A 13,306-nucleotide genomic window follows, 5' to 3' on the forward strand; every position below is an offset into this window, starting at 1 on the left:
ATGGCGTCAACAGTAATGTTTGGGAATTTTTTTCCTACTAATGACATATTATGATTATTTTTTTGTTATAGATTATCTTTGTTTTACGGTTGCAAAAGTATAAAGAAAATATATATCAAAAACCAAATTACTATTGTTTTTATCTATACTGTTATAGTGGTCAGTTCTCAGTGGTCAGTGGTCAGTGGTCAGTAGGCAGAGGGCAGAAGTCAGTGGTCAGTGATTGGTCAAAATAGACTAACGATTGACAGCTGATGGGAGATTGTTATTTTACCTTATTATTTTTATCTTGTTACCTAAATAAAAATCGTATCTTTGCGCATTATTTCAAAAACGTTCAAAATTATGATAAGGAAAATTGGTTTTGCCTTTTTGGCATTCTTTGCCTTTGCTGCAGTACACGCACAGGACAAGTTCAAATGTATGGTACAGATGGCCAACTATACAGGAGAAGGGGCTTATATGGTGGTATCCCTTATAGATCCACAGGATCATTATGTGAAAACGCTCTATGTCTTCGGAGATAATAGTAAGTACTATGACTCCCTCAAAAAATGGTTCGGTTTCCACAGTGAAAAGCAAGAAAAGATAGATGCGATTACAGGCGCCTCTATCACTCAGGGAGATCGCAAAAATATTGTCTTAGACTTGGACAAGAACCTCTTAGACCAAGGATATAAAATCCGATTCGAATCCGCTGTGGAGGATCAATACTACTATACCACTGATGCTCAAGTGCCTTTCACTACTGAAGCCCTCAAAGGGAAGACGGAAGGAACGGGTTATGTTCGCTATGTACGTCTGAGCCTGCCCAAATAACAAGAATTCAATATAGCAAAAGTCTCCCGCGCATTGCACAGAACTTAAAATCCTGTGAAATACGTGGGAGCTAAAGCATAAAAAGCTATGTAGTACTCATGATAACTAATTGAATACAAGTATAATAACATTTCATTAACAGTTAAAAATATCTTTTTTGAAAAAAGTAATCAAAAAAACTTGTTTAAATAATAAAAATTCTTAACTTTGCAACTTGAAAACGTTCTGTATGGATTTAGCTTTTAATAAGAACGAAGATCACAATAAGCTGGTGCGAGACCAAGTGCGCCAGCGCTGGGAACAGATTAAGCGAGGAGGGGGAGAGAAAGCCCTTGAGAAGCTACACCAACAGGGAAAGCTCTCAGCTCGTGAACGTATAGATTACTTATTGGATAAGGATAAGCCGCGATTGGAGATTGGAGCCTTTGCCGCTGAGGGTATGTATAAGGAATATGGAGGTTGTCCTTCGGCAGGGGTAGTGGTGGAAATAGGTTATGTACGTGGTCGCCAGGTAATTGTAGTGGCCAATGATGCAACTGTAAAAGCAGGTGCTTGGTTCCCGATGACCTGTAAGAAAAATCTCCGAGCTCAAGAGATTGCCATGGAGAACCGCTTACCCATTATATATTTGGTGGATAGTGCGGGGGTGTTTTTGCCTTTGCAAGATGAGGTTTTTCCTGATAAGGAGCACTTTGGTCGCATCTTCCGCAATAATGCCCAGATGAGTAGCCAAGGTATCGTCCAGATAGCTGCTGTGATGGGTAGCTGTGTCGCAGGAGGGGCTTACTTGCCTATTATGAGTGATGAGGCTATCATAGTTAACAAAACAGGAAGTATCTTTCTGGCGGGTAGCTACTTAGTCAAAGCTGCTATTGGGGAGGATATCGATAACGAGACTTTAGGCGGGGCTACTACTCATTGTCAGATTAGTGGGGTTACCGATTATCAGTGTGAGAATGATCAAGATGCTTTGGACGTGATTAAGAACCTCGTGGATAAGATAGCCGATACACCTAAGGCAGGCTTTAGCAGAGTAACGAGTGTGGCTCCTAAGCTGAATCCTAATGATATATATGGTATATTGCCAATTAGTCGTACCCAACCTTATGATATGAAGGAGTTAATCCTACGTATTGTGGATAATTCCGAATGGGAAGAATACAAAGAGGGGTATGGACAGACAATCCTTACAGGCTATGCACGTATAGATGGCTGGGCGGTAGGAATTGTTGCCAATCAGCGCAAGGTGGTCAAGACCCGAAAAGGGGAGATGCAGATAGGTGGCGTTATCTATTCTGATAGTGCAGATAAGGCAACTCGCTTCATCGCCAACTGTAACCAAAAGCGTATTCCGCTGGTCTTTCTACAGGATGTTACGGGCTTTATGGTCGGTAGCAAGTCCGAGCATGGGGGTATTATCAAGGACGGAGCGAAACTGGTGAATGCAGTAGCCAATTCGGTAGTGCCTAAATTTACCATAATAGTAGGTAACTCCTACGGGGCAGGCAACTACGCTATGTGTGGCAAGGCTTACGATCCACGCCTTATTGTGGCATATCCTTCAGCTAATTTGGCCGTAATGGGTGGAGCACAAGCCGCTAAAGTTCTCTTACAGATAGAAACGGCTACCCTTAAGCGCAAGGGAGAGACCATTTCTCAGGAGAGAGAGAACGAACTATTAGAGAATATTCAAGAAAAATATAACCAACAAACGACTCCTTATTATGCAGCTGCACGCCTATGGACAGATGCAATCATTGATCCACTGGATACCCGCTTGTGGATATCACAAGGGATAGAAGCCGCTAATGGAGCTCCTATAGAAAAATCATTTAACTTAGGAGTGATTCAGGTATAGGGGAGAGGATGTTGGGACTGATAGAAAAACACTATATTTTACATATTTACTAATAGAAATGAGTACATATATTAGAAAAAACGCTTTGGAGTTTCACATTGACCTGAGAAATGTCCAGAACGAACGTGCCTTCCTTAGTACGATGAAGGAGACATTCTCTCTGCCTGATTACTTTGGGTACACCCTTGACGGCTTGGACGACTGTATGCAATCTTTGGATTGGATAGAGCACCAACATGTATTGGCTAAGTTCTACCACTTGGACGACCTTCGCCAAAGAAATGAAGCCCTTTATGGAGAGATTCGAAAGAGCTTAGACCTCTATAGGGCTTATTGGGCAGGAAATCCTGACCCTAACAAAAATGTACAATTTGAATACTGAAAAAAGTGAAAAGTAAAATTGCATAAGCGAGTATGTGCGGTAATTTGCTCTTTTACTGCTAATTTTTTAAGACGCAATGAATTGCGTCTCTACCTTTAGACGTAATAAATTACGTCTCTACCTTTCTAAGACGTAATAAATTACGTTTCTACCTTTCTAAGACGTAATAAATTACGTTTCTACCTTTCTAAGACGCAATGAATTGCGTCTCTACACGAACGCTGGCTAAGATGATTCTTTGTTTGGCATGGTCATCCGTAGAGACGCAATTCATTGCGTTTTATTACGAATAGCGAGTGAAATTATATAAACGGGTATGTGTGGTAATTCGCCTCTTTTAATTTTTTTTGCCTTTTACTTTTTACTTTGAAAAATATTTTTTATTTTTGCACTCAGTTTGGTAAAGTGTTTTTATAGAAGTTATTTTGACTTTCGTAGAGCATATAAGTACTTGTCTTTCATATCATTAGGTAGAAAGATAATAGTAGAGAAGGTAACATGGCCGAGAGGGTTGTGTCGCCTCCTCTTTTCGTGTATTTGTCCAAATAGGAACAAATTTTGTTATTAAAAAATGCTATGGCAAGAGTAAAAGAGAAAAATGCAACTGTGAGATTTGACAAAATCTCTATCGGATTGGCTTCTCCTGAGAGTATCCTAGCGGTATCTCGTGGTGAGGTGGCCAAGCCTGAGACAATCAACTATCGCACCCATAAGCCTGAGCGCGATGGACTATTCTGTGAGCGTATTTTCGGGCCTGTGAAGGACTACGAATGTGCTTGTGGAAAGTATAAGCGCATCCGCTACAAGGGAATCGTGTGCGATCGTTGTGGGGTGGAAGTAACCGAAAAGAAAGTACGTCGTGAGCGTGTAGGTCACATCAACTTGGTGGTGCCTGTGGCTCATATTTGGTATTTCCGTTCTTTGCCTAATAAAATAGGTTACTTGCTCGGACTTCCGTCCAAGAAGTTGGATATGATTATCTATTACGAACGCTATATCGTTATTCAACCAGGGATTGCTAAGTCTCTTACTGGAGAACCATTGGAGAAAATGGACTTCCTTACCGAGGAGGAATACCTTGATATAATGGAGTCTCTACCGGTGGAAAACCAATACTTGGAGGATACAGACCCTAACAAGTTTGTAGCCAAGATGGGGGCTGAGGCACTCTATGATCTTTTGCATGAGCTTGACCTCGATGCGCTTTCGTATGACTTGCGCCATCGTGCCAATACAGAAACCTCCAAGCAACGTAAGACCGAGGCTCTTAAGCGCTTGCAAGTAGTGGAGGCGTTCCGCGATTCTCAAAAGAATAGGGAGAACAACCCTGAATGGATGATCATGAAGGTCATTCCAGTGATTCCGCCTGAATTGCGTCCGTTGGTGCCTTTGGATGGGGGACGTTTTGCTACCTCCGACCTCAATGACCTCTATCGCCGTGTAATCATTCGTAACAATCGTCTCAAGCGTTTGATAGAAATTAAGGCGCCTGATGTGATTTTGCGTAACGAAAAACGTATGTTGCAGGAATCTGTGGATTCCCTCTTTGATAATACCCGTAAATCCTCTGCCGTAAAAACCGATGCCAATCGTCCGCTCAAATCCCTTTCTGATTCTCTCAAAGGAAAACAAGGACGTTTTCGCCAAAACCTACTTGGTAAGCGTGTGGATTACTCTGCTCGTTCGGTAATTGTGGTTGGGCCAGAGCTAAAACTTTACGAATGTGGTTTGCCTAAGAATATGGCTGCGGAACTTTACAAACCTTTCGTTATCCGTAAGCTCATAGAGCGTGGGATTGTAAAGACAGTAAAATCAGCCAAGCGTATTATAGACAAGAAAGAGCCTGTAGTATGGGATATCTTGGAGAATGTGATCAAGGGACATCCTGTGCTACTGAACCGTGCTCCTACTTTGCACCGTTTGGGTATTCAGGCGTTCCAGCCTAAGTTGATCGAAGGAAAGGCAATCCGTCTACACCCACTAGTATGTACGGCGTTCAATGCTGACTTTGACGGTGACCAGATGGCGGTACACTTACCTCTTGGGCCTGAGGCTATCCTTGAAGCACAGATGCTCATGTTGGCTTCCAATAATATCTTGAACCCTGCCAATGGAGCTCCGATTACGGTACCTTCTCAGGACATGGTCTTGGGGCTTTACTACATCACTAAGATGCGCAAGAGCACCCCAGAGGAACCTATCGCAGGTGAAGGCTCTGTATTCTACTCTCCAGAGGAGGTGAATATTGCCTACAATGAGCATAAGGTACACCTCAACGCTTCTATCAAGGTACGTACTAAAGACCTTGACGAACATGGCAATATTGTAACTAAACTTATAGACACCACTGTAGGGCGTGTCCTCTTCAATGAGGTAGTACCCCCAGAGGCTGGTTATATTAACACCATATTGACCAAGAAATCCCTCCGTGATATCATTGGTCACGTACTAAAGAAAACAAGTATCCCTCGTACCGCTGAGTTCTTGGACGACATCAAGGCGATGGGGTACAAGTTCGCATTCCAAGGGGGACTTTCCTTCTCCTTGGGAGATATCATTATCCCTAAGGAAAAGCAAGACATGATTGCCGATGCCAACGAACAAGTACAAGGTATCATTGGCAACTATAACATGGGGCTTATCACCAACAACGAGCGTTATAACCAGGTGATTGATGTATGGACTTCTACCAATGCCCGCCTTACGGATCTTGCCATGAAGCGCATCAGTGAGGACAGACAAGGATTTAACTCCGTATATATGATGCTTGATTCAGGAGCGCGTGGTTCCAAGGAACAGATACGCCAGCTCACTGGTATGCGAGGTCTTATGGCTAAGCCAAAGAAATCCACTGCCGGCGGAGGTGAGATTATTGAGAACCCGATCTTGTCCAACTTCAAGGAAGGGCTTTCTATCTTGGAATACTTCATCTCTACACACGGTGCTCGTAAGGGGTTGGCCGATACGGCGCTTAAGACAGCCGACGCGGGTTACCTTACCCGTCGTTTGGTAGACGTATCTCAGGATGTAATCATCAATACAGATGACTGTGGTACACTTCGTGGTATTGAGGTACGTGCATTGAAGAAAAATGAAGAAGTAATTGAAACTCTCGGTGAACGCGTATTGGGTCGTGTAGCACTGAACGATATTATTAACCCTCTTAATGAAGAGATTATCGTTCTAGCAGGCGAAGAAATCCGCGAAGATGCCGTAGATAAGATAAACCAAGCCCCTATTGAGGCTATTGAGGTACGCTCAGCACTCACCTGCGAGGCTAAGCATGGTATTTGTGCTAAGTGCTACGGACGTAACCTCTCCACAGGTAAGATGGTACAAATAGGGGAAGCTGTTGGGGTAGTAGCGGCACAGTCCATCGGGGAACCTGGTACTCAGCTTACTTTGCGTACCTTCCACATGGGGGGTACTGCGGGTAACATCTCCGAAGAGAACAAGATTATCGCCCACTTTGATGGTATCCTCGAAATCGATGACCTTAAGACAGTTAAGGGAGAAGACTACGATGGCAACCCAGTAGAGGTGGTGATCTCTCGTACTTCCGAGGTGAAGGTATTGGAGCCTCATACTCGTATGGTACTCAGTACCTCCAACATTCCTTATGGTTCATTCATCTTCAAGAAAAATGGAGATAGCGTAAAGAAAGGGGATGTAATTAACCAATGGGATCCATATAATGCGGTAATTATTTCTGAGTTCTCTGGACAAATTGCTTATGAGAACATAGAACAAGGAGTTACCTTCCAAGTAGAGATAGATGAGCAAACAGGCTTCCAAGAGAAAGTAATCTCCGAGTCTCGTAACAAGCGACTCATTCCTACTATGCATATTCAGGATAAAGAAGGCAATATCCTACGTTCGTACACCCTACCACTTGGTGCTCACATCATGGTCGATGATAAGGAAAAGATTAAGGAAGGTCGTATCTTGGTAAAGATACCACGTAAATCCGCTAAGTCTGGGGATATTACAGGGGGTCTTCCTCGTGTAACTGAGTTATTTGAAGCGCGTAATCCATCTAACCCTGCCATAGTGGCCGAGATAGACGGGGTAGTGTCCTTCGGAAAAGTAAAACGAGGTAACCGAGAAATCTATATTGAATCCAAAACAGGAGAAAAACGTACTTACCTTGTGAAACTTTCTTCCCAAGTACTCGTACAGGAGAACGACTACGTACGTGCAGGTATGCCACTCTCCGATGGTTCAGTAACTCCAGAGGATATCCTACGTATCAAAGGGCCATCAGCGGTACAACAATATTTGGTAAATGAAGTACAAGAGGTATACCGCTTACAAGGGGTGAAGATCAACGACAAGCACTTTGAGGTAGTCGTACGCCAGATGATGCGCAAGGTGGAAATTCAAGATCCAGGAGATACCCTCTTCCTTGAAGAACAAATGGTACATAAGGACGACTTTATCGAGGAAAACGACAAGCTCTTCGGTAAGAAAGTAGTAGAAGATGCGGGTGACTCTGAAAACCTCAAAGCAGGACAGATTGTAACCATGCGACAACTACGCGATGAGAATTCCTTGCTCAAGCGCCAAGATAAGCGCTTAGTAATAGCTCGTGACATTATTCCTGCTACGGCAGTACCTGTGTTACAAGGTATTACACGTGCTTCCTTGCAGACTAAGTCCTTTATCTCAGCGGCTTCCTTCCAAGAAACTACCAAAGTGCTTAACGAAGCAGCAGTACAAGGTAAGGTGGATAGCTTAGACGGACTTAAGGAAAACGTAATCGTAGGACATCGTATCCCAGCAGGTACGGGTATGAAGCGTTATGAGAATATCATTGTAGGCTCACGCAGAGATTTAGTAAAACAGAATGTCAACCTATAAACCTTATGGAAAAGGTAACTAAAAGGGAAATAAATATAGAGATAGATGATAAAGTAGCCGCGGGGATCTATGCCAATATGGTGGTAGTGAATCACTCCGATACTGAGTTCGTTTTGGACTTTATTTCTATCATGCCAGGGATGCCCAAGGCACGTGTACAGAGTAGGGTTATCATGACCCCTTCCCAAGCCAAGCATCTCATGCAGAATCTTAGCACCAATCTTTATCAGTACGAACACGATAAGGATCTCCCTACAGACGAAGAGGTATTCGGTAAGCAATCCCACTTCTCTGGCTCTGGCGAAGCGTAATAAAACTAAAAACTAAAAACTAAAAAGTAAAAGGTAAAAGGTAAAATCTTTTACCTTTTACTTTTCTACTCAAGTCGTACAAACGCTGTAATTCCCTTCGCTAGCAGGAGCCACAGCCTCTACTGATAGTAGGCACGAGTTGCAAGCTCGCACCAGCGAAGCATTTATAAAATACCTCCCCCCACCCCCTCCAAAGGGGGAATACATACGTTGAGAAATTGTAATAATCATTATAAAAGATAGAAAATCAGACTTATACAAAGAATATTAACTACCTCAACTATCTCATTCCCCCTCTCGGAGGGGGTAGGGGGGAGGTTACAAGCAGAGTAAAGGGAAAGGCTACAAGCAGAGTAAAGGGAAAGGCTACAAGCAGAGTAAAGGGGAGGTTACAAGCAGAGTAAAGGGGAGGTTACAAGCAGAGTTACAATAAGATACTATTATGAATAATTGATATACAATGATTTATACATCAGATTATAATTTAAGAACGACTTGTGAAACTTGAGTGAATAATTTAAGTTTCGCCAGTTCTGTAACTTATTGATATTCAAAAACCTCCCCCCCTCCCCCCTCCAAAGGGGGAATGAGATAGTTTATGATTCTCAAGAAGTTAGAGAGAGGACATTTTCCAGATTGATAGACAATTTTTATCTTTTTCAACGAATTTATTCCCCCTCTCGGAGGGTGCAAGGGGGAGGTTTATTTTGTAATATATTGATTATTAACTAATTACAGATCTAATTATAACCTAAAAATGACTTGTGAAACTTGAGTGAATAATTTAAAAAAGAAAATAATGAATAATAATATCATTCCTTACAATCCAAAGTTAAGAGAATATGCTAAAGAATTACGTAATAATAGTACTTTGTGTGAAATTCTATTATGGAAACAGATAAAAAATAAGGCATTGGGTGTAGAGTTTAAACGACAAGTACCTATTTTGGAATATATTGTTGATTTTTATTGTCAGGAGATAAGGTTAGCTATTGAAGTAGATGGAAGTATCCATGATTTCAGATATATAGAAGATGCACAAAGGCAAGGAGAGATGGAAAAATATGGGATTACCTTTATACGTTTCACTAATAAAGAGATAAAATATAATATGTTTGGTGTTATTTTGTCTTTGGAGACTAAGATAGAAGAGTTGAAAAAAGAACAAAATGACTTATATGAGGAATCTACCCCTCCTATAACTCCCCTTTCCCCCTCTTTGAGTTGAAACTTCCCTCCCTTTTTCTAAGATAGAACCTCCCCCTCTTCACATACTCGCTCTCGCGACTTCCTCCAAAGGGGGAATACATACGTTTAGAAATTGTAATAATCATTATAAAAGACAGGAAATCAGACTTATACAAAGAATATTAACTATCTCAACTATCTCATTCCCCCTTTGGAGGGGGTAGGGGGAGGTTTTGACCTTAGCTTGAGCCTATAACAATGGAGGTCACAATTCCCCTCAGGAGCCACAGCCTCTACTGATAGTAGGTACGAGCTAAAGTCGCTGAATACTTGGAAGCGAGTATGTGACTCGCACCAACGAAGGGGACACATCGACAAATCAACACATTGTCAAATCGGCAAATCAGCAAATCAACAAATTGACACATCGACAAATTAGCAAATTTTATAACTCATTTGTTATCATGTGATTACAGTAGATTTATCTTGTCAAAAAAGTTAAATTTACGTTTTTGCAAAAAAAACTTTGAAAAAATACTTTGTATATTAATAATAATTTATAAATTTGCGGACAAAATACCTCGTGAAGAGCAATGAAAGATTATAAGATAATGAAAATCAATAAATCCGCTTTGAAAATGAAGAAGTATTGGCTGTATGTAGTAGCACTACTGCTGCCACTGTTTGCTTTGGCGCAGGCACCTCCACAGTTTACCACTACCATAGGGAGAACTCCTTGTGGAGGGAATATTACGGTAAACTGGAATGCAGATGCGTCTATTTTGCGTGATTATTGGGCTATTTTGCTTAAGAACAATCGTGAGCAAGCGCGCCAAACGTTTGATCCTACTCAGAAAAAAGCCGCTTTTACAGGGCTTTCTAATGGTGCTTATATCGTAAAAGTACAAAAGAAAACAGGAGAAGTAGGCTATGGAGGTACTTCCAATAGAATCTCTATCACAGGTACTTACAATGGTTTTCAGGTAGACACATCCCAAACGGCTGCCACCGAAGTAGCCGCAGGGGGAGAGTGTGGAGCCTCAGGTAAGATTACCATTAAAATAAAGAATGGGGTAGGTCCCTTTGTACTTAAAGCCTACGAAATAGGACAGACTACCCCTGCAGTAACCTCCGCCATTACCAATAAGTCAGGTACTGAGACTCCTATAGATCTTATAGGGCTAAAACCCAGCACGACTTACCAGATAGAAGTTACAGACCAAGTAGGTAATGCAGGCTGTTCTCGTACTGAACCTAAGAGTAACTTGTCTTATACTACCAAGGCAGCCGCAGGTTCTTTCTTGGCTGCCGATCCACTAATGGAAATATGTCAGCCAGCAGCCCCTGGAATTACCCCTGAGGGTTCCCTTACTGTACGCTTGGATAACGCTATCGGTACAGGGCCTTTTGCCGTTCAATTGGTAAATAAGGACACCAACGAGGTGATTATTGCTAGCCGCATAGTTGCTAAAGGTGCAGGGGCGACTACTACCGCTCGGTTGGTACCTGAATCGAGTAAAAAAATAGAAGCTAATAAAACGTATAAAGTTACTATAAGAGATAATGGCTCTAGTTGTACAGCTACTAGGGAACTAAAGAAAAATTATACTTTCTCTCCTAATAGATTATTTGTTAGTTTAGCACCTAAATGTAACAATTGCAATTCATATGATGTAGCTTTTGGGGGTATCTATAGATATCAAGCAGATAGGAATTTATTTTATCCAGGGAAATATACTCTAAGGGTTCAGCCTAATGGAGGAGGAACACCATGGCAGGTTTCTTTTACAAATAATGATCAACTATTACCTACAACATCAGGTTCTATAAGTACATATGGAGCTAGTGAATTCCGTTTTTGGGAGTGGAATCGTCCCATGATATTTAAAACATCAAACACAATAAATGTAGGAGATGTCTTGACTTTAACTTATGAGGATTGCTCAGGAAATGTTTTGCCTGCTTATACTCATACAGTAACACCTATTAATACGGCAGCTTATCCAGCTACTTATATAAAAACAGAAGCAAATCCAGGAGGAGTAGGTGCTTGTCCAAAAAAAGCGATATTCAAGACACAGTTTCAATATAATATGGAATCTGTACATGGTTATACTTCCTATATGGGGCTATGTAAGCTTAATAATGTACAAGGAAAGTTACAAGGATATTCATCAGGATCATGGGTAGATATCCCTACAACAGATGTCAATACCATGTTTAGATTCTATGATGAGACAACAACAAGTACACACTTGTTAACAACAACAAATCTTTCTTATAGTAAATATAGAGTACAGTATGCAGTACAAGGATTTAGTTATGGGGCAGGAAGTAATTGTAGAAATTTTCAATCTATAGAATTTACAAATGCTTCCATATCTAATAATCTTTTAAAAGATATATCGATACCTCATCACCCAGGTACACCTAAAACAGCGATAAGTGATTCAAGAACAATATTGGATGCACCTAATCGAGGAAATGTATTGGCTATAGGAAATGGGAATGCCGATTTTAGCGGGTTACGTAACTTTATTACTGATGCAAATCATCTGAAAGTTACTTTGAGTCGCGTAGACGGACAAACAACAATGAAAATTAATGCTACAGGTCCTTGGAATTTGGCAGGAGAATATACAATTACTTTTCCTAAGACAATTGAACTTTATCCTTCTATGAATGGAGGACATGATCAAATATATTGGTTAACTGATATTCCACCAGGAGATTATAGAGTTAAATTAGAAGTTGCAGGATGTGGTTCATATACAGAAACTTACAGAGTAGTAGCTCCTCCAGCTGTAGAATATGATCTAAGTACAAAGAAAGAAATAGATTGTTCTTCAGGGAATACACGAGGTAAAATTATATTTAAAGGATCTTTTGGAAAGAATACAACTACTGGATTTACACAAATGCGTATCTATAAAGATACAAATCCAACCTCTCTATCAAACTCAGATTTACATACGAGGATAGGAGAGGAAAAAGGGGTAGCTAACTTGGTAGAAGTTCCTACACCTGATCCTAATAAGTCCGTAATGCAAGGAGAAGTAGGGAATCTTGAGCCAGGAGATTATTTGATAGGAATTGCAGCAGATCCTATTTGGATAGGTTGGCATACCATAATAGACAATCCTGAAGCAAAGGGTTATACTTATGGATATAACGCTAGCAGACGAGGACGAGGTATTATTGCTGATAATATATTCTATAAGAAAATTAAAGTAGAAGAGTTCAATGAAGTAGATCCTACGGTTTCTATAGGAATGTGTGATCCTGCAGATCCTAATACCGGCTTTGTACGTGTGGAACTTCCAGACGGCTCTGAGCCACAGTACCCTATTACCTATACCTTATATAAGGTATCAGGGGGTAATAAGACGGTAGCAGTGGATGCCAGTGGTACTGCAATTGCTCCTGTAACCGTGGCTACAAGACCTGCTAACTTGTCAGATGCGTTTGCTACTTTCAATAATGTACCTAAGCTCACAGGAAGTGATACCTATGAGGTAAAATTCGAGTCAGGTTGTCTCGACCGAGAAGTACGAGTACCTGATTTTGGTAGCTTGGTAGCGCCAACGGTAAGTTCGGATTTGACAGAGGCTTGTTGGAACAATCCTATGACCCTTTCGGTGGATCTCTCTGAGACAGTATATAATATAGAATGGAAATCAGAGCCTTCTTCAGCCTTGGACGGCGTGTCCTTGGCGGATAAGAAGCATTCGACTCTTACTTTCCTTCCTCAAGAAGGGGCTAAGTATTTTGTTACCTATACCCTAAAAACAGGTATGGGCTGTGCAACCCCTGTTTCCAGAAATACAGATAAAAAAGAGATCCCATTGAAGGTAACGAACTTCACGGATGCATCAATTTCAGCATTAC

7 protein-coding genes are annotated in these 13,306 nt (G+C 41.2%); all 7 read left to right on the forward strand.

Annotation, left to right across the window (positions count from 1 at the left end):
- Positions 1-345 precede the first annotated feature (345 nt).
- The gene (locus Q0625_RS00135; protein WP_298822868.1) at positions 346-819 is read left to right on the forward strand and encodes a DUF2271 domain-containing protein; all 474 of its coding nucleotides are present in this window, start codon (positions 346-348) and stop codon (positions 817-819) included.
- A 229-nt stretch (positions 820-1,048) separates the two neighbouring features.
- Entirely contained in the window at positions 1,049-2,677 is a 1,629-nt protein-coding gene (locus Q0625_RS00140; RefSeq protein ID WP_298822870.1) for a carboxyl transferase domain-containing protein, read from the forward strand.
- Positions 2,678-2,735: 58 nt separating this feature from the next.
- Positions 2,736-3,059: a barstar family protein gene (locus tag Q0625_RS00145; protein WP_298822872.1), complete on the forward strand. Its 324-nt coding sequence runs from the start codon at positions 2,736-2,738 to the stop codon at positions 3,057-3,059.
- A 576-nt stretch (positions 3,060-3,635) separates the two neighbouring features.
- Complete coding sequence (gene rpoC / locus Q0625_RS00150; protein ID WP_298822874.1) at positions 3,636-7,919, forward strand: DNA-directed RNA polymerase subunit beta'; 4,284 nt, start codon at positions 3,636-3,638, stop codon at positions 7,917-7,919.
- Between the two features lie 5 nt (positions 7,920-7,924).
- Positions 7,925-8,230, forward strand: coding sequence for a DUF3467 domain-containing protein (locus Q0625_RS00155; RefSeq protein WP_298822876.1), 306 nt, complete (start codon positions 7,925-7,927; stop codon positions 8,228-8,230).
- A 799-nt stretch (positions 8,231-9,029) separates the two neighbouring features.
- Positions 9,030-9,458, forward strand: coding sequence for a DUF559 domain-containing protein (locus Q0625_RS00160; protein WP_298822878.1), 429 nt, complete (start codon positions 9,030-9,032; stop codon positions 9,456-9,458).
- 571 nt (positions 9,459-10,029) lie between these two features.
- Positions 10,030-13,306: hypothetical protein (locus Q0625_RS00165; protein WP_298822880.1), on the forward strand; the 3,277-nt coding region annotated here is incomplete at its 3' end.

It is taken from the genome of uncultured Capnocytophaga sp., from assembly GCF_938029845.1.
GTDB lineage: Bacteria > Bacteroidota > Bacteroidia > Flavobacteriales > Flavobacteriaceae > Capnocytophaga.

Bases quoted from the DNA above. Each gene is read 5' to 3' on its own strand.
- Q0625_RS00155 (WP_298822876.1), top strand. From the start codon at position 7,925: ATGGAAAAGGTAACTAAAAGGGAAATAAATATAGAGATAGATGATAAA.
- Q0625_RS00140 (WP_298822870.1), top strand. From the start codon at position 1,049: ATGGATTTAGCTTTTAATAAGAACGAAGATCACAATAAGCTGGTGCGA.
- Q0625_RS00160 (WP_298822878.1), top strand. From the start codon at position 9,030: ATGAATAATAATATCATTCCTTACAATCCAAAGTTAAGAGAATATGCT.
- Q0625_RS00145 (WP_298822872.1), top strand. From the start codon at position 2,736: ATGAGTACATATATTAGAAAAAACGCTTTGGAGTTTCACATTGACCTG.
- Q0625_RS00135 (WP_298822868.1), top strand. From the start codon at position 346: ATGATAAGGAAAATTGGTTTTGCCTTTTTGGCATTCTTTGCCTTTGCT.
- rpoC (WP_298822874.1), top strand. From the start codon at position 3,636: ATGGCAAGAGTAAAAGAGAAAAATGCAACTGTGAGATTTGACAAAATC.